The 23,381-nt window shown below is 57.8% G+C and carries 22 protein-coding genes; 10 read left to right on the forward strand and 12 right to left on the reverse strand.

Translation table 11 applies throughout. The annotated features are described in order from the left end of the window. Positions 1-46 precede the first annotated feature (46 nt). Positions 47-790 (forward strand): carboxy-S-adenosyl-L-methionine synthase CmoA, encoded by a 744-nt coding sequence (gene cmoA / locus QMZ29_RS08715; protein WP_049209177.1) that lies wholly within the window; start codon positions 47-49, stop codon positions 788-790. Next, positions 787-1,758: a tRNA 5-methoxyuridine(34)/uridine 5-oxyacetic acid(34) synthase CmoB gene (gene cmoB, locus QMZ29_RS08720; protein WP_025303131.1), complete on the forward strand. Its 972-nt coding sequence runs from the start codon at positions 787-789 to the stop codon at positions 1,756-1,758. The genes cmoA and cmoB overlap by 4 nt, the downstream gene beginning before the upstream one ends. Positions 1,759-1,794: 36 nt before the next feature. On the opposite strand, the gene QMZ29_RS08725 is transcribed toward cmoB, so the two are convergent. Continuing rightward, positions 1,795-3,885: an FKBP-type peptidyl-prolyl cis-trans isomerase N-terminal domain-containing protein gene (locus QMZ29_RS08725; protein WP_261424895.1), complete on the reverse strand. Its 2,091-nt coding sequence runs from the start codon at positions 3,883-3,885 to the stop codon at positions 1,795-1,797. Next, a complete protein-coding gene (locus tag QMZ29_RS08730) occupies positions 3,882-4,286 on the reverse strand; it encodes a YuaE family lipoprotein (protein ID WP_025303133.1) in 405 nt (134 codons plus the stop codon). The genes QMZ29_RS08725 and QMZ29_RS08730 overlap by 4 nt, the downstream gene beginning before the upstream one ends. 437 nt (positions 4,287-4,723) lie before the next feature. Here QMZ29_RS08730 and QMZ29_RS08735 point away from each other — a divergent pair, with 437 nt between their 5' ends. Continuing rightward, positions 4,724-6,544, forward strand: a complete 1,821-nt coding sequence (locus QMZ29_RS08735; protein WP_049203940.1) for a putative phage tail protein — start codon at positions 4,724-4,726, stop codon at positions 6,542-6,544. A 131-nt stretch (positions 6,545-6,675) separates the two neighbouring features. On the opposite strand, the gene cutC is transcribed toward QMZ29_RS08735, so the two are convergent. Further along, positions 6,676-7,434: a copper homeostasis protein CutC gene (cutC, locus tag QMZ29_RS08740; protein WP_043143046.1), complete on the reverse strand. Its 759-nt coding sequence runs from the start codon at positions 7,432-7,434 to the stop codon at positions 6,676-6,678. 101 nt (positions 7,435-7,535) lie between these two features. On the opposite strand from cutC, the gene QMZ29_RS08745 reads away from it, so the two are divergent. After that, positions 7,536-8,684 (forward strand): MalY/PatB family protein, encoded by a 1,149-nt coding sequence (locus tag QMZ29_RS08745; RefSeq protein WP_060433244.1) that lies wholly within the window; start codon positions 7,536-7,538, stop codon positions 8,682-8,684. On the opposite strand, the gene QMZ29_RS08750 is transcribed toward QMZ29_RS08745, so the two are convergent. After that, positions 8,681-9,247, reverse strand: coding sequence for a VOC family protein (locus QMZ29_RS08750; RefSeq protein WP_025303137.1), 567 nt, complete (start codon positions 9,245-9,247; stop codon positions 8,681-8,683). The two genes, QMZ29_RS08745 and QMZ29_RS08750, sit on opposite strands and share 4 nt — an antisense overlap. 829 nt (positions 9,248-10,076) lie before the next feature. Between QMZ29_RS08750 and argS the strand changes: the two genes are divergently transcribed. Next, positions 10,077-11,807, forward strand: a complete 1,731-nt coding sequence (gene argS / locus QMZ29_RS08755) for an arginine--tRNA ligase (protein WP_025303138.1) — start codon at positions 10,077-10,079, stop codon at positions 11,805-11,807. A gap of 61 nt (positions 11,808-11,868) precedes the next feature. Here the strand turns inward: argS and murJ are convergent, their stop codons facing one another. The 4 genes from murJ to rimJ form a co-directional block, all read right to left on the reverse strand. After that, the gene (gene murJ, locus QMZ29_RS08760; RefSeq protein WP_043143599.1) at positions 11,869-13,404 is read right to left on the reverse strand and encodes a murein biosynthesis integral membrane protein MurJ; all 1,536 of its coding nucleotides are present in this window, start codon (positions 13,402-13,404) and stop codon (positions 11,869-11,871) included. 106 nt (positions 13,405-13,510) lie between these two features. Further along, the gene (locus QMZ29_RS08765; protein WP_261424904.1) at positions 13,511-14,431 is read right to left on the reverse strand and encodes a Gfo/Idh/MocA family protein; all 921 of its coding nucleotides are present in this window, start codon (positions 14,429-14,431) and stop codon (positions 13,511-13,513) included. Continuing rightward, positions 14,424-15,071 (reverse strand): YceH family protein, encoded by a 648-nt coding sequence (locus QMZ29_RS08770; protein WP_025303141.1) that lies wholly within the window; start codon positions 15,069-15,071, stop codon positions 14,424-14,426. The genes QMZ29_RS08765 and QMZ29_RS08770 overlap by 8 nt, the downstream gene beginning before the upstream one ends. A 9-nt stretch (positions 15,072-15,080) precedes the next feature. Continuing rightward, positions 15,081-15,665, reverse strand: a complete 585-nt coding sequence (rimJ, locus tag QMZ29_RS08775) for a ribosomal protein S5-alanine N-acetyltransferase (RefSeq protein WP_025303142.1) — start codon at positions 15,663-15,665, stop codon at positions 15,081-15,083. A 345-nt stretch (positions 15,666-16,010) separates the two neighbouring features. Between rimJ and mdtH the strand changes: the two genes are divergently transcribed. The 5 genes from mdtH to QMZ29_RS08800 all read left to right on the forward strand — a co-directional run bounded on the left by mdtH (position 16,011) and on the right by QMZ29_RS08800 (position 20,704). Beyond that, positions 16,011-17,216 carry a multidrug efflux MFS transporter MdtH gene (mdtH, locus tag QMZ29_RS08780; RefSeq protein ID WP_043143594.1) on the forward strand — a complete coding sequence of 402 codons (1,206 nt, stop codon included), beginning with the start codon at positions 16,011-16,013 and terminating at the stop codon, positions 17,214-17,216. Positions 17,217-17,289: 73 nt separating this feature from the next. Further along, on the forward strand, positions 17,290-17,538 hold the full coding sequence (locus QMZ29_RS08785; protein WP_043143592.1) for a hypothetical protein: 249 nt from the start codon (positions 17,290-17,292) through the stop codon (positions 17,536-17,538). Between the two features lie 127 nt (positions 17,539-17,665). Then, positions 17,666-18,313, forward strand: a complete 648-nt coding sequence (gene grxB, locus QMZ29_RS08790; protein WP_049295784.1) for a glutaredoxin 2 — start codon at positions 17,666-17,668, stop codon at positions 18,311-18,313. A 34-nt stretch (positions 18,314-18,347) separates the two neighbouring features. Then, entirely contained in the window at positions 18,348-19,988 is a 1,641-nt protein-coding gene (locus QMZ29_RS08795) for an ABC1 kinase family protein (protein WP_141998269.1), read from the forward strand. Positions 19,989-20,140: 152 nt separating this feature from the next. Then, a complete protein-coding gene (locus tag QMZ29_RS08800; protein ID WP_025303147.1) occupies positions 20,141-20,704 on the forward strand; it encodes a lipoprotein in 564 nt (187 codons plus the stop codon). A gap of 56 nt (positions 20,705-20,760) precedes the next feature. Here QMZ29_RS08800 and yebF read toward each other — a convergent pair whose 3' ends face one another. From yebF to dbpA, 4 genes are all read right to left on the reverse strand, one after another. Continuing rightward, entirely contained in the window at positions 20,761-21,120 is a 360-nt protein-coding gene (gene yebF / locus QMZ29_RS08805) for a protein YebF (RefSeq protein WP_060433258.1), read from the reverse strand. A 70-nt stretch (positions 21,121-21,190) separates the two neighbouring features. Continuing rightward, on the reverse strand, positions 21,191-21,499 hold the full coding sequence (gene yqfB, locus QMZ29_RS08810; protein WP_004927562.1) for a N(4)-acetylcytidine aminohydrolase: 309 nt from the start codon (positions 21,497-21,499) through the stop codon (positions 21,191-21,193). Positions 21,500-21,538: 39 nt separating this feature from the next. Continuing rightward, entirely contained in the window at positions 21,539-21,862 is a 324-nt protein-coding gene (locus tag QMZ29_RS08815) for a YebG family protein (protein ID WP_025303149.1), read from the reverse strand. Between the two features lie 88 nt (positions 21,863-21,950). After that, positions 21,951-23,333 carry an ATP-dependent RNA helicase DbpA gene (dbpA, locus tag QMZ29_RS08820; RefSeq protein ID WP_043143580.1) on the reverse strand — a complete coding sequence of 461 codons (1,383 nt, stop codon included), beginning with the start codon at positions 23,331-23,333 and terminating at the stop codon, positions 21,951-21,953. Positions 23,334-23,381: the final 48 nt, after the last annotated feature.

Here is a 23,381-nt window from a genome sequence, read left to right on the forward strand (position 1 = left end):
TTTCTGTTAGACTACGCAGCTTCGAATTCTGAACTGATTTGCCGCTATGCCAAACCGCGATACCCTTTTCTCCGCCCCCATCGCCAAACTGGGCGACTGGACCTTCGACGAACGCGTCGCCGAAGTGTTTCCCGACATGATCCAACGCTCCGTTCCCGGCTATTCCAACATCATCTCGATGATCGGTATGCTAGCCGAACGCTTTGTGCAACCCGACAGCCGGGTGTATGACTTGGGCTGCTCGCTGGGCGCGGCGACGCTGTCGATGCGGCGGAATATCAAGGTGCCTGGCTGCACTATCATCGCCGTCGACAATTCGCCGGCGATGGTGGAACGTTGCCGCCGCCATATCGACGCCTTCCGCGCCGACACGCCGGTCGACATCATCGAAGCCGACATTCGCGACATCGACATCGAAAACGCCTCGATGGTGGTGCTGAACTTTACGCTGCAGTTCCTCGAGCCGGCCGATCGCCTGCGTCTGCTGGAGAAAATCTATCGCGGCCTGCGCCCAGGCGGCGCACTGGTGCTGTCGGAGAAATTCAGCTTTGAAGACGCCGAAGTCGGCGAACTGCTGTTCAACATGCATCACGATTTCAAACGCGCTAACGGGTACAGCGAGCTGGAGATCAGCCAAAAACGCAGCATGCTGGAAAATGTGATGCTCACCGACTCGGTAGAAGCGCACAAAGCGCGACTGCAACAGGCCGGGTTCGAGCATGCCGAAGTGTGGTTCCAGTGCTTCAACTTCGGTTCGCTGATCGCCCTGAAAGCGGGAGAGGCGCAATGATCGAGTTCGGTGATTTCTATCAGCATATTGCCAAGAGTCCCCTCAGCCATTGGTTGGATACCCTGCCCGCGCAGCTCAGCGCCTGGCAACGCGAATCGCTGCACGGCAAATTCAAACAGTGGTTCAACTCGGTAGAACATTTGCCGACGCTGACCCCAACCCGCCTCGATCTGCTGCACGGCGTGCGCGCCGAAATGGAGCCCGGCCTGTCGCCGGGCCAGCTCGAAGGCATCGAGAAAATGCTGCGCACCCTGATGCCGTGGCGTAAAGGGCCGTTCTCGCTGTATGGCATCGATATCGATACCGAATGGCATTCCGACTGGAAGTGGGATCGCGTGCTGCCGCACATTTCTCCGCTGGCCGGCCGCACCATTCTCGACGTTGGCTGCGGCAGTGGTTATCACCTGTGGCGCATGATCGGCGCCGGTGCCCACTTCGCCGTAGGCATCGATCCCATGCAGCTGTTCCTATGCCAGTTCGAAGCGGTGCGCAAGCTGTTGGGCGGCGATCAGCGCGCCCACCTGCTGCCGCTCGGCATCGAGCAGTTGCCAGATTTGGCGGCGTTCGACACCGTGTTCTCGATGGGGGTGCTGTATCATCGCCGCTCGCCGCTTGATCATCTGTATCAGCTGAAAAATCAGCTGGTGGCTGAAGGTGAACTGGTGCTGGAAACGCTGGTGGTGGAAGGCGATCGCCACCAGGTGCTGGTGCCGGGCGATCGTTATGCGCAGATGCGCAACGTGTATTTCATCCCTTCCGCCGAAGCGCTGAAATGCTGGCTGGAGAAGTGTGGCTTCGTCGACGTGAAGATCGCCGATATGTGCGTCACTAGCCTCGAGGAGCAGCGCCGCACCGACTGGATGACCAGCGAGTCGCTGGCAGAATTCCTCGATCCGAACGATCGCAGCAAAACGGTCGAAGGCTATCCGGCGCCCCTGCGCGCCGTACTGACCGCCAAAAAACCCTAGTACTCGCTACTCGGGCCGGCCTGCGCCGGCCCGAATTCACCCGTTACTGACATCGACAATTCGCAGCTCATAGACCATCGTCGCGTTCGGCGGGATCTGCGGCGCATAGCCGGTTTCACCGTACGCCAACGCCGGCGGCACCACCATCGTCAGCGAGCCGTGATTTTTCAGGTGGCCGATCGCCTCGCGGAACAACGGCGGATAGGCGGAGAGCGGCTGGGACATCACCTTCCCACTGCGATCCATATCCTGAATCACGCGACCGTCGGTTAAACTTTCTTTCACCACGATGTCCACCCGCGCGTTTTCCTTAATGGCCTCATCACCCGCATAATCGATGCGATACCAGAAACCGGCAGGCGACTTCTGCGTACCCTTCTTCTTTTTAAACTCGGCGACGAACGCCTCACCCTTGCTGGTCTGCGTCTTCGCCGCCTGGTTTCTGGCGTCATTTACCGCTTTTTCCGACTCCGCCAGTGCGCTGGTCAACTGCGCATCGCTCAACTGGTAATGGCCGCTGAAGGTATCGATCACGCCCGCCAGCAGCACGGTTTTGTCGGGCGTGATACCCCAATTTTTACGTTCCGCCAGCATCGTTTGAATATCGCGCCCCAAAGCGACACCGGCGGCGTAGCTCTGTTGCTCCGGCTTTTTCTTGAGCGTCTGACTCTCCGGCAGCCATTTAGCCCGCGATCTCAGCCCATCCAGTTCCTCGCGCAAGGCTTGCTGTGCCTGTTGCGCGGCCGCCAGTTCCGTCGCCGTTTTATCCGCCTGTTGTGCCGCTTTATTCCGTAGCTGCACTGTCTGCGCGTTTTCCGTCGTCAGCGCCGCCAGACGCTGTTCCAGCGCCTTAGCCTGCTCGGTTTGCGTTTTGTTTTTTCCCTGCAGCGTTGCCAACTGCTGCTGAAGTTCACCCGTCGCTTTGGCGGCCTCGGCCTTTTGCTGTGCCAGCGCCATCTTCAGGTTTTGCTCTTGTTGCTCAGCCTGTTGGCGTTGACCATCACGCTCTTTCTGCAGCTGAGTCAGCTGCTGCTGAAGTTCAGCCGCAGCCTTGGCGGCTTCGACCTTTTGCTGCGCCAGCGCCGTCTTCAGGCTTTTTTCTTGCTGCTCGGCCTGTTGGCGTACGATATCCCTCTCTTTTTGCACCTGCGCCAGCTGCTGTTGAAGTTCACCCGCAGCCTTAGCGGCTTCCGCCTTTTGTTGCGCCAGCGCCGTCTTCAGGCTTTTTTCTTGCCGCTCGGCCTGTTGGCGTACGATATCCCTCTCTTTTTGCACCTGCGCCAGCTGCTGCTGAAGTTCACCCGCAGCCTTGGCGGTTTCGGCCTTTTGCTGCGCCAGCGCCGTCTTCAGGCTTTGCTCTTGCTGCCCCCCCTGCTGCCGTTGATCCACCTGCTCTTTTTGCAGTTTCGCCAGCTGCTGCTGCAGTTCGCCCGTCAGCCTGGCAGCCTCGGCCTTCTGCTGTTCCAGCTCAGCGACGGCCGCTTTTTTATCCTGCTCATAACGTTGGCGCGCTTTATCGTGGGCGGTCTGCACCGCGGCCAATTTCTCCTGCCAGGCGTTATCCGCCTGGCCAGGCAGCACCGCCAGCCGTTGTTCCAGCAAGGCAATACGCCGATCGCGCTCCGCGGTTTGTTGCTTTTGCCGCGCTAACGCCGCTTGCGTTTCGGCGATCTGCGCCTGAGCCTTACGCTCCTGCGGCGTCAGGTTCAGCGCCTGCCGCACGCCGCTGGCGAAGTTGCTCAACGCGCTCAGATCGGGTGCCGGTGACGGTTTGTCGGCAGCCGTCAGGGTGGACGCGACGCGCAACGCGGTCAGCTCCTGCTGCAGTGATTGAATTACCGCCTGCTGTTGCTCCAATCGGGCCTCTTTCTCGCGCAGCGCCTTTTGCCACTGCGCCAGCTGCTTCTTATGCGCCGCCGTCTCACGCGTTTGAACCGGCCGGGATGCTGACTTTTGTGGGGCCTGGGATTGAGTGACTGCGGTATCCGCTGCCGGTGCATCTTGCCGCTGATAGCGCTCGGCAAACTGCAATAACGCCGGCACGTCGTCATCCGCAGCGACCACCGCCGGCGCAAACGCCAACGCTATCATCAGGCTCAGTAGCGCCTTTCTCGCACGGAGAGTCATTGGGCGCGTTCTCCGCGCTCAGCCAGGCCGGTCATCATGGCAGAACTGATGTCTGCGCACAGACGGCTGGTGCGATAACGATACAGGGCGTCAACGGTTTCCTGCGTGCCCGTGTTGACCCGCTGGCGTACCCCGGCATACTGCGCCGCGCCGCCCATCAAAGTATCGAACTCGCGTTTGAATTTTTGGTATTTTTCGTTATCCATACCGCGCATGGCATCCAGCTCGCGCTGGCACTGCTGCATGCGCTCAGCTTCACGCTGCCGTTTGTCTTGCTCGGCAACTTCTTCCGCGCTGGGCGGCTTACTTAATGTAGAAACAGGCCGCTTGGCGGTCTGGCAGCCGGTCAGGGCCAACGTCAGCAAAAGCGCAGCGGTCAAACAGTGTGCCGTTCGGGTCATTATCGTTATCTCCTTGTAAAGTCCGCCGTCGGCGTGCTCTGTGGCTGCGCCGACGGCTCTCCTCAATTGATGCTGTGATGTTCCGGCCATAAAACCGGCGGTGAGCAGGTATAAAATGCAGACGCGATAATGAGCGGCAGAGCGCAAATCATTCACCACGCAAATAAATACCAAAAAATCATTTAATATCATGATATTTAAAGGATTTTAACTCACAAATTTATCAGCAGGGCATAGCGAGCGCAAGAAGAGATGGGGCCGCCGACCGAATAACAGCGTTGAAACGGTGCTGCGTCTTTACAAGGTACCAGGCCAATCCATGCTCCACTTTCCGCGGCCTGAATTTCACGCTGTATCAGCACCCAGCAAACCTCATCGACTTTTTGAAACGTCCAGCCTGATTGAGAATAGTGTTGCCAACCAACAGGAGAAATTTCATGAACAATATGATTAGTGTTAATAACATCAGTGAATTGCGTAATCTGACGCCAGTTACAGATGACCAGATTGTCTTTTTAGTTTCTCACACCGCTGGACACTTCACCGGAGGCGGCGAATTCTATTATGCGAAAACGGATACAACCAGTGCGGACAATAACGGTACCGTGGTGGTTACAACGGGAGGAGCGCGCTGGAAACGACTGGATCAGAAACTGACTTTCGATCACTTCGGTGCCGATCCTAGTGGCACTTCCGCCTCTGACGCAGCAATCAGCGCGACATTAAACTATGCCGCGAGTTTAAAAAACAAAGTGGTCTATGCTTCGGAAAATGCTCAATATCTGCTGACCAGCACTCAACCTATCAACGTCGCAAATGGCGTCACAGTCAGAGGATCCCGCCGCGGTATTGCTCAAGGCCCTGCAAGTCTTACAAACAATGGCCCTAATCGGGCAGGCCTTGCTGACGATAGTGCTTTCATCATCAAAAAGCCGGCAGGTACGGTTTGTTTCGCCTGCGATAAGAACGTTGTCTTTGATGGTTGGTCGTTCCTCTATCCAGATCAGAAATATACTGCCACCCAGCCGGAGGCGTTTGTTCCATACGGAGCCACCATTACCGCAACCGGCGCTCTGTCAGTCGCCAACTGCCGTTATGTAGGCGCCTATGATTTTGTTGAAGCTCGTGGAGAAGCCAACAGCTTTGAGAATATCTACGGTTGGGCAGTACGCTGCGACTACAGGGTTTATGAAAGCAGGGACATCAACAGATTTACCAATGTTCACGTCAATGCCAACGTCGTGCGCCCGACAGAAAACGCGGTGACTGCCTCTATCGCCGTAGCCGGTTCTTGTGCTTTCAATCTCGATCGCCACGACAATACGTTTATGGTGAATGTATTCTCTTATGGCAAAAAGATCTTTATCAAAACTACAACACAAGGAACCTCCTATTTAGGCGGCCTTAGCCTGAGCAATTTCATGGCAGACAGAAATGGTACCGGAATTGATATCGACTCGGATTCCTCCGCCAATATTCAAATCGCCAACGGTTCTTATATTAATGACTATGGTGATACCATTGGAGGGTTCCTGGTATTAAGAAAGTCTACTGGCCAATCAAATATCACCCCAGTGCAAATCAGCAATGTTAACTTCGCTACCGCTAATGGACCGAAGGGTTCACTCTCCCCTCAGGCCATTCGCTTCGAAGCGAACGGCGGGTATCAACTTTCATTCAGCAACACCGTCATGCCAATGTGGACGAACGGCAGTCTGAACAATGAAGCGGGTTACAACATTCTTAGAGGCACACTGAGCATTGCGCAACGCAGCTATCAGCTACATGCGGCTCCGCTAAATTGTTTGACGAACAGCAATATGATCGCCATCGGTGCTGACAAACAGCCTGTTGGCTGGTTTATTGACGGGAATCTGACGGCGGATAGCAATATCCTGACCGCCAATGGAGACAACCCGGCTTATAAAGGTTTGGGTCAACGTATTCATCGGAGTATGGGATTGAGAACATTCTGGGCCATCGCATCCTCTATCGGCGATCAATCTACCGCGCAAGCTTCGACTGGCATTTGGGCCCGCTCGTACAACGATAATTATACCGACACTGTCGAGAGCAATGAAGCTATTCCCTGGATACGCATCGGCAACCTCTACTACGCGCGTTTTGTCATGAACAACAATCGCACTATCCACGATATCCTGGTCAATCCCGGAAGTGGCAATAATGCGGTGCGCGTTTTAAACTGCGGCATTACTCCGGGCGAAGTCTTCAACTTCTCGCCCGATGCACAGCACTAATCATCCTCAAAATAAAAAAAGCCCCGGCAAAACGCCGGGGCCTGGTACTTGCGTGATCGCCGAGGGCTCGGTGACACGCAAAGGGGTCTTACGGCCCGGAAACCGGTTATCAAACACGGTTAGCTGCGTGTTTATGCGCTTTGCGCCAGGGGATCAACCAAGGCCAGCGCGTTTTTCATCGCCTCCACCATTTCGCCATCCACGCAATAATGGCTAAATTCGTCAAACTCGTTATCGGAGCACATGGTGACACCCGCCTTGCGATAACGCATGGTCGACGGCGCTAGATGGCCGGAAGAGCTGTGCAGTTCATGCAGGCCGATATCGACGAACTTGTGCAGATTGCTGAGGCGCACACCGGCACCCGCCATGATCACCGGGCCCTGGCTGGCCTGACGCAAATCACGCAGCAACGGCAGGCCAAGTTCGGCGCTCTGCTGTTGGCCGGAGGTCAGAATGCGCGCCACGCCCAGCTCAGTCAGTTGCTCCAGCGCCACCATCGGATTCTGGCACATGTCGAACGCGCGGTGGAACGTCACCGCCATCCCCTCGCACAGCCTCATCACTTCGCGCATGCGCGGCAGATCGATGTGCCCTTCTTCGTCCAACATGCCTACCACTACGCCGGGGAATCCCATCTCGCGGATGTGGCGGATATCTTGCTTGATCACCTCGAAATCCACCGCGCCGTAGCAAAAATCGCCACCGCGAGGGCGAACGATCGGATGCACCGGGATCGCAACCCGCTCGCGCGCCAGACGCAGCGTGCCATAGCTCGGCGTCAATCCCCCTTCGCTCTGGCTGGCGCACAACTCGATGCGATCGGCGCCCGCCCGTTCGGCCGTCAGCGCACAGTCGACGCTAAAGCAACAAACTTCCAGTTTTATCATTGTCACCCCCAGATAACGGCCAACATACGGCGGCAATTGTTCATTTCTTCATTTCTCACGTAGGCTCATGCATAGGCATAAACCGGTTCAGGGTTGTAACTATGGCATTCAATTTTGATCAATGGGTAGACCGCAGTCACAGTGACAGCGTTAAGTGGGATAAATATCGCGGCCGCGACATCCTCCCGCTTTGGGTCGCCGACAGCGATTTCGCCTCGCCGCCAGCGGTGATCGAAGCCTTGCAGCGGCGCGTAGCGCACGGCGTATTCGGCTACACCCACCCATCCCCTGATCTTCTTGAGGTTTTTATCCGCCGCATGGTAGAGCGCTACGGTTGGCACATCAAGCCTGAATGGATCATTTTCCTGCCTGGGTTGGTGTGCGGCCTGAACCTGTGCGTGCGCGCCTGCACCGAAGAACATCAGAGCACGCTGGCTCCCTCTCCCATTTATCCGCCGTTTCGCAAAGCGGCCAAATTCGCCGGGCGTAAACACCTCACGGTGCCGCTAACGGCGGCAAACCAACGTTGGGTGCTGGATTTTTCCGCGCTGCATGGGCAGCTCAGCGGCAACGAGAAGCTCCTGCTGCTGTGCAACCCGCAAAATCCCGGAGGCACCGTTTATCGCCGGGACGAACTGTTGCAGCACCATCAGTTCGCTCGCGAGCACGATTTAATCGTCTGCTCCGATGAAATCCACTGCGAGCTGCTACTTGAACCCGGCGTGCGACATATCCCTTTCGCCACCCTGAATGAAGATGCGGCCCAACGCAGCGTGACGCTGATGTCACCGTCAAAGACATTCAATCTCGCCGGGCTCGGCGCCTCGATGGCGATCGTCCCCAACGAAGCGTTGAGACAAAAGCTGAAACGCGCACGCAGCGGCATTGTCCCGGAGGTTAATCTGCTGGCGCTGGTCGCCGCTCAGGCGGCCTATCAATACGGGCAACCCTGGCTGGATGAGCAGTTAATTTATCTGCGCGCCAATCGCGATCGGTTGACAGAGCGCATCAACGCTATGCCGGGATTGACGTTGTTACCGATCGAAGCCACCTATTTGGCCTGGATCGACTGCAGCGCTTTGCCGGTGGATAACCCGCATCAGTTCTTCGAGCGCGCAGGCGTTGGGTTAAGCGCCGGTTTGGATTTCGGCGATCGGCGCTTTGTACGGCTGAACTTCGGTTGCCGGCGGGCCCTGCTCAATGAAGCGCTCGATCGCATGGCGCAAGCCTGTGCGGCACTGGCTGGCTAGCCTTGTTCGCTGGCGACGATGTCTCTAATGGAATAAGGATGAAACTTGATCGTAACCGTTCCATCGGTGATGGCCAGCGTCGGGTTCGGCAGCCGTTCGCCTTCGCCTTTTGGCGAACTTTGCTTCAGCTTGATCCCCGGCGCCAACAACGCTTCATCAGCAAGGTGACTCAACGCCCGTGCATGCAGCGTCTGCGGATCGCCGCTGAGCACCAATTCGACATGTTCCCACCCTTCATGCGGATAGCGTTTCTCCCCGGGGTACGGCAGCTCGACGCAATCTATGCGCCACGGCCCCACGGCCAGCGGCTGCTGTAAATCAAACAAACAGATAGGCCGCCCGTTGATCATCGATTCGGACAGCAGTGTCCCACACTGCATCAATCCCTGGCGCCAGCGTTCGGCGGTAGCGTTCTGGTGACAACGCAGGGAGATGTGATCGGCGATAAAGGCAGACAGATCAAGCCGCAATCTGGCGGCAAATTGTTGCAACGCCTGCTCGAAACGCGGCAGGTCGAGCTTCAGATCGTCAAGCTCGGCAATGGCCTGCAAGGGAGTGGTCATAGGAACCTCAAAACAACGGAGCACAAAGTTAAACGCCGTAATTTACACGGTGGCGACAGCGCTCGCCAGCGTTGAGAGGGTTTTCAGCAGTCATTCAGAATGATTTTCGGTTGCGTGCGGAGAGAGCAAAAAACCAACTTTTTATTAAGAAGGCAGCTTATTAAGTCAACAGAAAAATAAAAATTAAGAATTTTCGCAAGCCATTATAACCCTTCATCATGACGTTATGATTTAAGTTATTTTTCACAAAACCATTCGTGATTCGCGGGTTAAACCGATTGAATCGCTTCATTTAATCACACTTTATCCACTTATCAAATTCACAAAAAAACAACAATCAACCCATTGTAAACAAAGACAATAAAATTCAATAATTAATAAAAAACTAAGGATTATCTTAATTTAACCTCGGACAATTGATTCACCAGTACAACTCAGCTACTTTGGAGAAAATTTAAATTCGAGATGATCATTATGTTATTGCTGACGATTTCCTTGGTGTTGATAATTATCGCCGTATACGCCATCTACCGTCATTTTAAATCACGCCGCACCAACACGCTGGATGCCAGGCGTCACAATAAAAAGCGTTAGCCTCATAACTCTCCCCTCCGTACATTCTGGTCAGGTCATTCTGCTTTTCACCTTCAGGCATTCTACGCGCCGCACCCGACAACTGTTTCATCGCAGCGGCCGCGCCAACTGCTGACGGGCTCCGTCAGATCGGTTACAATTGCAGGCTGTTTTGTGGAGGTCGCCCGTCGCGCCCGCCACCGTTGAATCCCGCAGGGGCTGGCTTCAGCTCCTCGTTCGTCATTAAGGTAACCCGGTGAATATTCAGGTTCTTCTTTCAGATAAAGTCAGCCAGGCGCTGATCGCCGCTGGTGCGCCAGCCGATTGCGAAGCGCAGGTCCGCCCTTCCGCCAAGGCGCAGTTTGGTGATTACCAGGCCAACGGCGTGATGTCAGTCGCCAAAAAGCTGGGCATGCCGCCCCGTCAGCTGGCGGAAAAAGTGGTGCAACTGCTGGATCTCGGCGATGTCGCCAGTAAAGTGGAAATCGCCGGTCCCGGCTTTATCAACATTTTCCTGAACAGCGACTGGGTCGCCCGCCAGGCCGACCAGGTGCTGAATGCACCGAAGCTGGGCATTGCCCCGGTTGAACCGCAAACCATCGTTATCGACTACTCTGCGCCGAACGTGGCGAAAGAGATGCACGTCGGCCATCTGCGCTCCACCATCATCGGCGACGCCGCGGCACGTACCCAGGAGTTTCTGGGCCACAAAGTGATCCGCGCCAACCACGTCGGCGACTGGGGCACCCAGTTCGGCATGCTGATTGCCTACCTGGAAAAAATGCAGAATGAAAACGCCAGCGATATGGGCCTGTCCGATCTCGAACAGTTTTATCGCGAAGCCAAGAAACATTACGACGAAGACGCCGAGTTCGCCGAGCGCGCGCGCGCTTACGTCGTGAAGCTACAGGGCGGCGATCAGTACTGCCTGAAAATGTGGCGCAAGCTGGTCGACATCACCATGGCGCAAAACCAGCTGACCTATAACCGCCTGAACGTCACGCTGACCGAAGACGACGTGATGGGCGAAAGCCTGTATAACGCGATGCTGCCGGGCATCGTCGCCGATCTGAAAGCCAAAGGGCTGGCGGTGGAAAGCGAAGGCGCCACCGTGGTGTTCCTCGACGAATACAAGAACAAGGACGGCGACCCGATGGGCGTCATCATCCAGAAAAAGGATGGCGGCTACCTCTACACCACCACCGATATCGCCTGCGCCAAATATCGCTACGAGACCCTGGGCGCCAACCGCGTGCTGTATTACATCGACTCCCGCCAGCATCAGCACCTGATGCAGGCCTGGACCATCGTGCGCAAAGCCGGTTACGTGCCTGAGTCCGTCTCGCTGGAACACCACATGTTCGGCATGATGCTGGGCAAAGACGGCAAGCCGTTCAAAACCCGCTCAGGCGGCACCGTGAAGCTCTCCGATCTGCTGGATGAGGCCATCGAACGCGCCGAACAGCTGATCGCCGGCAAAAACCCGGACATGCCGGAAGAGGAAATGAAAACCGTGGCCCGCGTGGTCGGCATCGGCGCGGTGAAATACGCCGATCTGTCGAAAAGCCGCACCACCGATTATGTTTTCGACTGGGATAACATGCTGGCCTTCGAAGGCAATACCGCGCCTTATATGCAATACGCCTATACCCGCGTGGCATCGGTATTCAAACGCGCCGGGATCGACGAAAGCAGCCTGACGCTGCCGCTGACACTGACCGAAGAGCGTGAAATTGCACTGGCCACTCGCCTGCTGCAGTTCGAAGAGGTGCTCACTACCGTTGCACGTGAAGGCACGCCGCACGTCATGTGCAGCTACCTGTACGATCTGGCGGGCTTGTTCTCCGGTTTCTACGAGCACTGCCAGATCCTCAACGCCGACAGCGAAGAAGCGCGTCAGAGCCGCCTGAAGCTGGCGCTGCTGACCTCTAAAACGCTGAAAACGGGTCTGGATACGCTCGGCATCGAAACCGTCGAACGTATGTAAACCGCACTGCGCGGAAAGCAAAAAGGTCGCCAAGGCGACCTTTTTTATTCTTGCATTCGGCTCAGGCGACGCGGCGCGCAAAATCACGCGGGCGGAAACCCAACCCGGCCAGCACGCCGAAGTAGGCCACCACGCCGGCCACGACCACCGCCGCCAAGCGCAGCAAACGCTCCAGCATATTGCCCTGATCCCAGGCCGGCATCAGCCACATCACACCAATCAGCACCGCCGACATCACCAGCACGGCGATCACCAGCTTGGTGAGGAACAGTGCCCAACCCGGCTGTGGCTGGAAGATCTTCTGCTTGCGCAGCTGCCAATACAACAACGTGGCGTTCAGGCAGGCCGCCAAACCGATCGACAGCGCCAGACCGGCATGCTTAAGCGGACCAATAAACGCCAGGTTCATCACCTGTGTCATGATGAGCGTGATGATGGCGATCTTGACCGGCGTTTTAATGTCCTGCCGCGAATAGAAGCCTGGCGCCAACACTTTAACCACGATCAGCCCCATCAGCCCTACCGAGTACGCCACCAACGCGCGTTGCGTCATCGCTGCGTCAAAGGCGCTGAACTTGCCGTACTGGAATAACGAGACGGTCAACGGCTTGGCCAAAATACCCAGCGCGATGGCGCTCGGCAACGCCAGCAGGAAGCACAGGCGCAGCCCCCAATCCATCAGGCGCGAATACTCGTCGTGGTTGCCGCTTGAGAAGCTTTTGGCCAACGACGGCAGCAGGATGGTGCCCAACGCCACGCCCAACACGCCGGACGGAAACTCCATCAGGCGGTCAGCGTAGTACATCCAGGACACCGAGCCGGACACCAGGAACGAAGCGAAAATGGTGTTGATGATCAGCGAGATTTGGCTGACCGACACCCCGAGGATCGCTGGCCCCATCTGGCGCATCACGCGCCAGACCCCGGCATCACCCAGTTTGAGGCGCGGCAATACCAGCATGCCGATCTTGCGCAGGTGCGGCAGCTGATAACCCAGCTGCAGCACGCCGCCGACCACCACCGCCCAGGCCAGCGCCAGCACCGGCGGGTGGAAATACGGGGCGGCGAACAGCGCGAAGCCGATCATGCTGACGTTAAGCAACGTGGGGGCAAAGGCCGGGATCGAGAAGCGGTTCCAGGTATTGAGAATAGCCCCCACCAGCGACGCCAGTGAGATCAACAAAATGTAGGGGAACGTGATGCGCAGCAGCGCCGAGGTCAACGCAAATTTGTCGGGCGTGTCGGTAAAGCCCGGCGCAGTAATGTAGATCACCCAGGGCGCGGCCAGCATCCCCAACACCGTCACCACCGCCAGCACCAGCGTCAACAGCCCGGAGACATAGGCGATAAAGGTGCGCGTCGCTTCTTCACCCTGCTGGCTCTTGTATTCGGCCAGGATCGGCACGAAGGCCTGCGAAAACGCGCCTTCGGCAAAGATACGGCGCAGCAGATTAGGGAGTTTGAACGCCACGAAGAAGGCGTCCGTTGCCATGCCGGCCCCGAACACGCGCGCGACGATCGCATCGCGGGCAAAGCCCAACACCCGCGAAAACATCGTCATCGAGCTGACGGCAGCCAAGGATTTGAGTAGGTTCATGTGGTTGTCTGATAGGTACCGTAAATATCAACGCCTGCAACAGCAGGCGTCAGTGAAACAATCGGCTCAGTTTACGCATCCGGAAAAGAATAGCTACCGCCATATGTTACATAGAGTTATCCCGCAGCAAACGCTCGACCACCCGCTGGGCGACCAGCGCCTGTTCGCCGCCGGTTTCCGGCGCGCTCTGGTTGGCGACGGCATCAAGGAAATGCCGTACCGCCCCGTCGAAGCCGCGTTGCACCAGCGTGCTTTGCCAACCCGGCACCGGCTGTTCCAACTCACCCTGTACATCTTCACGCAGCCAGTGGCGCATATCGGTCAACTGATACAGCGCGCCGTCGGTCACCGCCTGCACGCTTTCGCGCTGGCTGCCACCGCGGCGATGCATACTGGTCGTCACCTGCGTGTCGCCGCAGGCGAAGTGGTGCTCGGCGTACAGCATTTCGCCTGCGGCGCTGGCCCGTAAGCTGCCGCTCAACAGTTGCTCGCGTCCGCCCGCCAGCCACAGCGCAGTGTCTACCACGTGCAGGTAATCATCCAATAGGGTAAAACGCAGATCGTGCGGACCGACGCTGTCCGCCCGATGTTTATCCATACGGATAGAGACCGGCTGGTTCATTTCCAGCTTGAGCTGCCGGTAAAGCGGCGCGAAACGGCGGTTGAACCCCACCATCAGCGTTTTGCCTCGCCGCTCGGCCAACTCGAGCAGCTGCTCGCCCTGCTCCAGCGTTTCCGCCAGCGGCTTATCGACGTAAACGTGCACGCCGCGGTTTAGCAGCTCGCCAATGACCGAAAAATGGCTGGCGGTGCTGCTGTGGACAAATACGGCGTCGCACTGTTCGGCCAGGCTGTCCAGCCGGGAGAAACAGGCCATGCGGTAGCTGTCACACAGCGGCTGCGCTTTTTGCTGATTGGGCGAAAAACCGCCCACCAGCGTCCAATCCGCCGCTTGGCCGAGGATTGGCAGGTAAGCCTTCTGCGCGATACTGCCCAATCCCACCACGCCTACTCGTAATTTAGTCATTCGCATCCCTCGCCAACAGGTGTTGCAGCTGCCGTTTCAGCTCCGCCACTTCGTTTTCCAATGCGCTGACCCTGGCGCTCAGTTCGCTGTCTTCCTCGGATTCGAACGCCGCCGGCGGCGCTTCATCAATCTGGCCGCTGAACAGATGCATGAACCGGCTTTCGCGCTTGCCCGGCTCACGAGCCAGGCGCACCACGAACGGGCCATCTTCCCGCGTGGCCAGCTGTTGCAGCACCTGCTCGACCTCGCTGACATCGCTGAACTCGTGCATCCGATTGGTGCGGGTGCGTAGCTCGCCCGGTGTTTGCGCACCGCGCAGCAACAAAGTGGCGATCACCGCCAGTTCGGCGGGTGAAAGTTTCAGCTGGCCAAACTCGGAATTGCAAAACCGCTGCTCGTATTTCACTACCCGATTGCCGAATCCGCTGAGGGTGCGCAGGAAATGTTTGCGCAGCAACAGATCGAGGAGTTGCTGCACCTCACTCTCGCTCAGATCCATCACCGGCTCGCGGTTGGTCTTTTGGTTACAGGCCAGGGTAATGGCGTTAAGCGAAAGCGGGTATTGGTCCGGCGTCGTCACCTGTTTTTCCAACAGGCAGCCGATGACCCGGGCCTCTTTGGCGTTCAATTCATATTTCATCGTTTGGCCTCAACGTGGGGGGAGCCACTCTTTATTGGTGTATGCCGTCAAAACGTGGTCTTGCCACTGGCCATCGATCAGCAGGTAATCCTTGGCGTAACCTTCGCGTTCAAATCCCAGACGCGTCAGCAATGCGCCGCTGCGCTGGTTGTGCGGCATATAGTTGGCCATGATGCGGTGCATGCGCTGTTGGCGCAGCATATAGCGGATGGCGGACTGCAAGGCTTCGAACATCAGCCCTTGCCCCTGCCATTTCTCCCCCAGCGAATAGCCGAGGAAACAGGCGTGAAACGAACCGCGCAACACGTTACTGAAGTTCGCCACACCGCGGACTTCCTGCTCTTCCGGATCGAGCAGGATAAAATAGTAGGCGCTGCCCTGCTTTTGCATTTCAGCGATCATCCCCAGGCGCGCCTGCCAGCCGGACGGATAACAGTGGCTTTCATCGCGCACCGGCTCCCAGGGTTTGAGAAAGGTCCGGTTCTCGGCATAATAGTCCGCCAGACGATAGGCGTCCCGTTCATGCACTAAACGGACCACCATCCGGTCGGTAGTAAGACGTACTTTTGGCGATGCAGAGCGGTAGCCGAACATCATTTCCCCCGCAGTCAAAACGGTTCGATAAGAAGTATTTATTGGGAAGTCGCATGGTTAATTATCCGGCGCCGATCTAATGCCATGACTTTATTTAGCCAATAGCGCCTCAGAACCGCACTTCCCTGCATTCAATATAACCGTAGCCCGCCCCCGAGGTAAAATCCCGGTCGCTCAGTAAATCGCCGAATACGCGTTTTACGGCGTTTTTCCGCCCATTTTGCAGCGCAGGTAACACCTTGACGATAAAAAAATATTATCTACTCCGCCCCTGTCGCCGTCTGGCAATTGGGTAGAGAATGGTGGGGTTGCCTTCCCCTCTCTCTTAATTGCTCATGGTGATGCATGTCTCTGGTGTCGCAAGCGCGCAGCTTGGGTAAATATTTTCTGTTGCTCGACAACCTGCTGGTGGTTTTAGGCTTCTTTGTCGTGTTCCCGCTTATTTCGATCCGCTTTGTCGATCAATTAGGGTGGGCGGCGCTGATCGTCGGCATCGCGCTGGGTTTGCGTCAGCTGCTGCAACAAGGGCTCGGCATCTTTGGCGGCGCCATCGCCGATCGCTTCGGCGCCAAGCCGATGATCGTCACCGGCATGCTGCTGCGCGCCGCCGGTTTCGCTACCATGGCGATGGCGGATGAGCCTTGGATCCTGTGGTTCTCCTGCGCGCTGTCCGCCCTCGGCGGCACGTTATTCGATCCGCCGCGCACCGCTTTGGTAATCAAGTTGACCCGCCCGCATGAACGCGGCCGTTTTTTCTCGCTGCTGATGATGCAGGACAGCGCGGGGGCGGTGGTCGGCGCGCTGATCGGCAGTTGGCTGCTGCAGTACGATTTCCACTTTGTCTGCTGGGTTGGGGCGGCGATCTTCGTGCTCGCCGCTGGCTGGAACGCTTGGCTACTGCCGGCTTACCGCATCTCTACCGTGCGTATACCGATGAAGGAAGGCATGTTGCGGGTACTGCGCGATCGCCGCTTCCTCACCTATGTCCTGACGCTGACCGGTTACTATATGCTGGCGGTACAGGTGATGCTGATGCTGCCGATCGTGGTCAACGAAATCGCCGGTTCACCGGCGGCAGTAAAATGGATGTATGCGATTGAAGCGGCGCTGTCATTGTCGCTGCTCTATCCGTTGGCGCGTTGGGGAGAAAAACACTTCCGGCTTGAGCAGCGCCTGATGGCGGGCCTGTTGCTAATGACGCTCAGCCTGCTGCCGATTGGCCTCGCCACCACCCTGCAGGGGGTGTTCACACTGATCTGCTGCTTCTATCTGGGATCGATTATCGCCGAGCCGGCGCGCGAAACGCTAAGCGCTTCGCTGGCGGATCCGCGTGCACGCGGCAGCTATATGGGCTTCAGTCGCCTTGGCCTGGCGCTGGGTGGCGCGTTGGGTTACACCGGCGGCGGCTGGATGTACGATACCGGACGCACGATGAACATGCCGGAGCTGCCCTGGTTGCTGCTTGGGGCAGTAGGCTTCGCTACGCTGCTGGCGCTGTACTGGCAGTTCAGCCCACGACGCAGCGCCCCGATGATGCTGCGCGGCGGTTAACGCCATAGAAATCCGGCCGAATCGGCAACAGCTGCTATCCTGTTAGTAAAAACACCCACAGGAGCCCGTCGGCATGAGCGAAGAAGCAAAATTACCGCAACTACTCGAACATATGATACTGAACTTGCGCATGATTTATGCGCGTTCCACCCTGGTGGAAAAAGCACTGGCCCACATCCTCGCCAGCGACGCCGGCCTGAAGGACGATATTATCAAGCAGCTGCAGGTCGTCACCGCCGCCAACGAACGTGACAGAATCGACCTCGAAGAAGCTCGCATTCACCTGATCGATGTGCTCAACTCGGTACCGGCCAAGAAATAACGCCCTCTAGCCCGTGCCGGTGCGCGGGCAATATCGCAATAACGCACCATCCAACACACGCACGTCAAGACAGCCTCGATAAGCTGTGGTAACTATTGCTGTTAAAACCTGACAACCCGGAGCAAGCATGAAACTGTTCATTTACGATCATTGCCCATTCTGCGTTAAAGCCCGCATGATTTTCGGCCTGAAACGTTTGCCGATTCGCCTGGTCACGTTGCTCAACGACGATGAGACGACCCCGTTCAACCTGATCGGCAAAAAAATGGTGCCGATTCTGATTAAAGACAACGGTGAAGCGATGCCGGAAAGCCTGGATATCGTACGCTATGTCGATGGGTTGGACGGCAAGCCGGTCCTGACCGGCCGCACCAACCCGGCTATCGCCGAATGGCTGCAGCGGGTCGGCGGTTACAGCGCAAAATTGCTGCTGCCGCGTATTGCGCACGCCGATTTCGAAGAGTTTGCCACCGCCAGTGCGCGCCAGTACTTTATCGATAAAAAACAGGCGTCAATCGGAGATTTCGCCGAACATCTCGCCAACAGCGCCGATCTGATCGCTCAGTTGGAGGCCGATCTGCAAACCCTGTCACCCCTGATCGTCTCCGCTGACGCGGTGAACGGCGAGCTGTCCGAGGACGACATTCATCTGTTCCCGCTGCTACGTTCGTTGTCGATCGTCGCCGGGGTTGCGCTGCCGGATAACGTGGAAGCCTACCGCAACCGCATGGCGCAGCGCAGCGAGGTGCCGTTGCTACTGGATATGGAACAATAACGTTCGAGAGTCACAAAAAGGACATGGCGTACTGATGTTGAAAATGGTGCTCGCCACCGCTCGCGATCGGGCGCGGCTGAAGGAAATTACCTCCGTTCTGATTCGTTATGGTCTGCAAGACGTTCTGCGCTTGCTGGGCCTGGGGGCATTGCTGCGCGGTGTCCGCGGCGAGCCCGCCCTGCAGGACGCACAGACCCTGCCTGAACGGCTGCGGGAGGCGCTCGAGGCGCTGGGCCCCACCTTCGTCAAATTCGGTCAGATCCTGGCCACGCGTTCTGACCTCCTGGATCCGGCCTGGACCGACGAACTGGATCGCCTGCACAGCCAAGCGGCGGTATTGCCATGGGAGACACTGGCGCCGCAGCTCGTTGCCGATCTGGGGGGCGAGCCCGAGCACCTGTTTGCCGAGTTCGATCGCACGCCGCTGGCGGCAGCGTCGATGGCGCAAATTTACCGCGCCCGCTTGCACAGTGGCGAACAGGTGGTGGTGAAAGTGCTGCGGCCCGGCCTGGCGAAAACCATCCACGCCGATCTGCGGCTGCTGGCCTCGCTGGCGGAAACCGTGGAGCAGCAGAGCCCCACGCTGGCACGCTATCGGCCGCGGCAGATGGTCCGAGCGCTGGCGACGGCGCTCAATCACGAGCTGGATTTGACTCACGAAGGGCATAACTGCGATCGCGTCGCCAAGATGTTTGCACGAGAACCCGACGTGGTCGTGCCGAAAATCTATTGGCAATGGTCGTCTCCGCGTCTGTTAGTGCAGGAATACTTGCCCGGTACCGCGCCGGAGAACCCTCAGCAATTGGCGGCGGCAGGCTTTGACGGCCCGCTGCTGGCACAACGCGGCGCCCGCGCCTTTATGAGCATGGTGCTGGAGCATCGGCTGTATCACGCCGATCCCCACCCCGGCAACGTCATGGCGCTGAGCGGCGACCGCGTCGGCTTTATCGACTTCGGCATGGTGGGCCAGCTGTCCGAGCGGCGGCGCAACCAGTTACTTTTGCTGCTGCAAGCCATCGCCGATCGTCAATCAGAAGGCATCGTCAACACGCTGATCGCTTGGTCGGACAGCGAGCCATTGGACCTGATGGATCTGGAGTTGGCAGCGCAAAACTTTCTCGACAAACAGGCCGCCGCCACCCTGACGCTGGGTAAAGCCTTGACCGACCTGCTGGTGATGGCGCGTGAACACCAGCTGGCGCTGCCGCCCGATCTGGTGCTGCTGTTCAAGGCGTTAATCACCGCCGACGGCGTACTGCACCGATTGGATCCGGCCTTCGACATCGTCGCCACGCTCAAGCCGATGTTGCAACAAACGGTGCTGCAGCGCTATGCCCCCGACGCCGTGCGCCAGCGGTTGTTGGCCCTGGGCGGGGAAGCGCTCGACGCCGGAGAGGAGCTGCCGCAAACCCTGCGGTTGTTGGTACGTCGCCTGAAGCGGGGGCAGCTCAATGCCGAGATCAACGTCAAGAACCTCGGCCAATTGAGCAAAGCGCTGGAACGCGCCGCCGTCACGCTGGCTATCGCCATCGTCACCGCCGCTTTTGCTCTGGGCCTGGCGCCTTATCTGATGCATTCTTCGCTGCGGCTGTGGGGCATCCCGCTGTTCCCGCTGTTGGGGAGCGCGGCCTGCGTGGCCGGCGTAATTCTCTTGGCGCTACGATTGCGGCGCTGATGCTTTCGGCGTTATCCGATAGGTCTCACCCGCTTTTGCGCGCACTATCCTTTGCACATCGCCGCCTGTCGTTTTCACGCGCAGGCGGAACGTTTATAATGATTAATCAATTATCTGCAGCACTTTTCGCCAGCAGTCGCAATGAGGCATTAATGAAGAAGATCCTGATGGGCGCAGCCGCCCTGCTGTTCGCCGGCGTATTGGCCGGTTGCAATCAACTGACCCAGTACACCCTGAGCGAGCAGGAAGTGAATGATTACCTGCAGAAACACAACGACTATCAGAAGCAGATCGGCGTGCCCGGCTTGGTGGACGCCAATATCGTGCTGACTCAGCTGCAAAGCCAAATCGGCCGCAGCGAACCGGGTAAAGTTACCCTTTCCGGCGACGCCAAGGTCAATATCACGTCGATTCTCGGCCCGCAGACCGCGGATCTGAAGCTGACGCTGAAGGCGCAGCCGGTTTACGACCGGGCGCAGGGCGCCATTTTCCTGAAGGACATGGAGCTGACTGATTACAGCGTGCAGCCGGAAAAAATGCAGACGGTAATGAAAGCGCTGACGCCGTATCTGAACCAGTCACTGAAGTCTTACTTCGACCAAAAGCCGGCTTATGTGCTAAATCCTGACAACAGCAAAACCGAAGCGCTGGCGAAAAAACTGGCGAAGGGGTTGGAAGTGAAGCCGGGTGAGTTGGTGATCCCGTTCAGCGACTGACCTCGTCTTGATGCATCAAGCCCGCCACCAGGCGGGCTTTTTATTGCAAAACAGTATTACTGCGGCGCGCTGTAGGCGATTTCGCCGGTGTTGCAGTTGAGCGTCACGTTGTAGGTTTTATCTGCCTTGGTGCCACGCACCGTCAACGGTACCTGCCACACCTGATCCTTGCCGGTGATGGCATCCGGGCTCACCCAGGCGATCGGGGTTGCGGTGCCCAGCAGTTTTTTGTCCGCCTCCCAACGCGTGATGCGGTTCTGCAAGAAGTCGCGCTTGACCTGGGCGGCGATATCCGCCGGCTGCAGGCCTGCACACTGCCCCACCTTGGCGGTGCGTTGCTCGTGATCCTGCGCCCACACCGCGGTTGATGCTCCCATCATGGCCAACAAGGCGATAGCCAAACCCATTTTTTTCATATGTCCTCCCGTTGTGATTAGCGCTATCCGGGCGCCCATCCCTGGCTCACAACAGGGTTTCGGCAAAGAGTTACCGTTTGACGAACTCGATGACAAACAGCGCATCCAGGCCCGGATAGATTTCCTTGATCACCTGCTTCAGTTCGCCGAGCGACATGTTTTCCTGCTGTGCGTGGCGTTCGGTCAGCGCATCCAGGCGCACCGGCGTTACCGACAGCACTTCGATAAAACAGAAAAAGACGCCGTCTTCATTGCGGCTTACGCGCAATACCTCGCCCGGTTCGAAGTGCGACTCACTGGCATCCCGAATGGTGATGGTTTTACGCCCGGCCAGAATGTCTTGCTCAAAGCGGCTGAAGAAAGTTATTTCACGGCTCATTTTAGATCCTTTTTCATCACAACACCGCAACATAAGTCATTATGCTGCTTGCTTTTCTGACGCAGATCCCTCTTTTGGGTTAGATGTCGCTTTTTTCGCTTTGCTTTCCGCCGGTTTTTTGAGGGTTTCCGCCGGCGAAGCGCCACGCAAAATCAGACCCAGCGCGTCCTTATTCTCCGCCAGGAAGAAGCTCAAGCCTTCGCGCTGTTCGTCATCCAGAGTCAGCGGTGCCTGCTGCAGCCACTCCCCGAGATTGTCCGCCAGATCCAGCATTTTGTCGTAGGCGTCGGCTTCTTTCTTGCTCGCGAAAGTCATTTTTTCCTCACCGTTTCTCACCACCACATATTTAACTTCAACCGCCATGCGTGCGTCCTCAAAAACTCAAATTACTGTAATTATGTACAGTATAAATAGATCGTGGCGGGAAGGCAAACCGCCGCCCGCCTTCGGCTTATTTCAGCAGCCGCACCTTGCAGCTTTTGCCTTTGATTTTGCCCTGCTGCAACTGTTGCAGCGCCTTGCGCGCGCTGGCTTTGCGGATTGCGACATAGGCATGCACTGGGAACATGTCAATCTTGCCCACTTCCGCCGCCGTCAGCCCGGCATCACCGGTCAGCGCCCCGAGAATATCGCCGGGACGGATCTTCGCCTTGCGGCCGCCGTCGATGCACAGCGTCACCATCTCCGCCTCCAGCGAGCCGTTGGCCGCCCCGCTCAGCTCGGACACCGGCGACCAGTCGACGCTCATCTGCAGATAGTCTTCAATCGCGTGCGCACGTGCCATTTCCTGCGGCGTGCACAGGCTGATCGCCAACCCGCTCATGCCGGCGCGGCCGGTACGGCCAATACGGTGCACATGCACTTCGGGATCGAACGCCAGTTCGTAGTTGACCACCAGCTCCAGCTCTTTAATATCCAGCCCGCGTGCGGCAACGTCGGTCGCCACCAATACCCGGCAACTGCGGTTGGCGAAACGCACCAACACCTGGTCGCGGTCGCGCTGTTCCAGATCGCCATGCAGCGCCAGCGCGCTGATGCCGCGGGCCTCCAGGGCCTCAAGCACCGTCTGACAATCGCGTTTGGTATTGCAGAACACCACGCAGGACGCGGGTTGATGATAGCGAATAGCCGACACCAGGAGCGCCGGGCGCTGATCGCGCGTAGTCTCATAAAAGCGTTGTTCGATGGAGGCCTGCGCTTCTCCATCGTCCACCTCGACGCTCAGCGGCTGGCGTTGAACGCGCGCGCTGATGCGCTCGATGCCTGCCGGGTACGTGGCGGAAAACAGCAGCGTCTGACGTTGCGGCGGCGTATAGCTGATCACATCGTCTATGTCGTCGGCGAACCCCATGTCCAGCATGCGATCGGCCTCATCCAGCACCAGCACCTTCAGCTCGTCCAGCTGCAGCGTTTTCTTGCGCAGGTGTTCCTGGATACGGCCCGGCGTCCCCACCACGATGTGCGGCGCATGCACCAGCGAATCGAGCTGCGGCCCCATCGGCTGACCGCCGCACAGCGTCAGGATCTTGATGTTTTGCGTGAAACGCGCCAGGCGGCGCAGCTCTTTGCTCACCTGATCGGCCAGCTCGCGGGTGGGACAGAGCACCAGCGCCTGCGTGGCGACCTGACCGACGACGATACTGTTCAGCAGACCAATGCCGAAGGCCGCCGTTTTACCGCTGCCGGTTTTCGCCTTGGCGCGCACGTCCCGCCCTTGCAGGATGGCGGGCAACGCGGCGGCCTGTACCGGCGTCATTTCGGCGTACCCCAGTTCGTTGAGGTTGGCCAACTGTTCGGCTGGCAGCGGCAGGGAAGAAAAAGAAACTGTGCTCACGGCGATAACTCTTATATGACGAATGGAATGGCGGCGCGCCCGCAGGTT

Source organism: Serratia sp. PF-27 (assembly GCF_030053255.1).
GTDB classification, from domain to species: Bacteria; Pseudomonadota; Gammaproteobacteria; order Enterobacterales; family Enterobacteriaceae; genus Serratia; species Serratia bockelmannii.

Coding starts and splice junctions, on each gene's coding strand:
- QMZ29_RS08815 (WP_025303149.1), bottom strand. CDS start 21,862: ATGGCGGTTGAAGTTAAATATGTGGTGGTGAGAAACGGTGAGGAAAAA.
- QMZ29_RS08725 (WP_261424895.1), bottom strand. CDS start 3,885: ATGACTCTCCGTGCGAGAAAGGCGCTACTGAGCCTGATGATAGCGTTG.
- yqfB (WP_004927562.1), bottom strand. CDS start 21,499: ATGAGCCGTGAAATAACTTTCTTCAGCCGCTTTGAGCAAGACATTCTG.
- QMZ29_RS08750 (WP_025303137.1), bottom strand. CDS start 9,247: ATGACCACTCCCTTGCAGGCCATTGCCGAGCTTGACGATCTGAAGCTC.
- murJ (WP_043143599.1), bottom strand. CDS start 13,404: ATGAACCTACTCAAATCCTTGGCTGCCGTCAGCTCGATGACGATGTTT.
- QMZ29_RS08745 (WP_060433244.1), top strand. CDS start 7,536: ATGGCATTCAATTTTGATCAATGGGTAGACCGCAGTCACAGTGACAGC.
- QMZ29_RS08785 (WP_043143592.1), top strand. CDS start 17,290: ATGAGCGAAGAAGCAAAATTACCGCAACTACTCGAACATATGATACTG.
- QMZ29_RS08800 (WP_025303147.1), top strand. CDS start 20,141: ATGAAGAAGATCCTGATGGGCGCAGCCGCCCTGCTGTTCGCCGGCGTA.
- rimJ (WP_025303142.1), bottom strand. CDS start 15,665: ATGTTCGGCTACCGCTCTGCATCGCCAAAAGTACGTCTTACTACCGAC.
- QMZ29_RS08795 (WP_141998269.1), top strand. CDS start 18,348: ATGTTGAAAATGGTGCTCGCCACCGCTCGCGATCGGGCGCGGCTGAAG.
- cutC (WP_043143046.1), bottom strand. CDS start 7,434: ATGATAAAACTGGAAGTTTGTTGCTTTAGCGTCGACTGTGCGCTGACG.
- QMZ29_RS08730 (WP_025303133.1), bottom strand. CDS start 4,286: ATGACCCGAACGGCACACTGTTTGACCGCTGCGCTTTTGCTGACGTTG.
- mdtH (WP_043143594.1), top strand. CDS start 16,011: ATGTCTCTGGTGTCGCAAGCGCGCAGCTTGGGTAAATATTTTCTGTTG.
- grxB (WP_049295784.1), top strand. CDS start 17,666: ATGAAACTGTTCATTTACGATCATTGCCCATTCTGCGTTAAAGCCCGC.
- cmoB (WP_025303131.1), top strand. CDS start 787: ATGATCGAGTTCGGTGATTTCTATCAGCATATTGCCAAGAGTCCCCTC.
- QMZ29_RS08770 (WP_025303141.1), bottom strand. CDS start 15,071: ATGAAATATGAATTGAACGCCAAAGAGGCCCGGGTCATCGGCTGCCTG.
- cmoA (WP_049209177.1), top strand. CDS start 47: ATGCCAAACCGCGATACCCTTTTCTCCGCCCCCATCGCCAAACTGGGC.
- QMZ29_RS08735 (WP_049203940.1), top strand. CDS start 4,724: ATGAACAATATGATTAGTGTTAATAACATCAGTGAATTGCGTAATCTG.
- QMZ29_RS08765 (WP_261424904.1), bottom strand. CDS start 14,431: ATGACTAAATTACGAGTAGGCGTGGTGGGATTGGGCAGTATCGCGCAG.
- yebF (WP_060433258.1), bottom strand. CDS start 21,120: ATGAAAAAAATGGGTTTGGCTATCGCCTTGTTGGCCATGATGGGAGCA.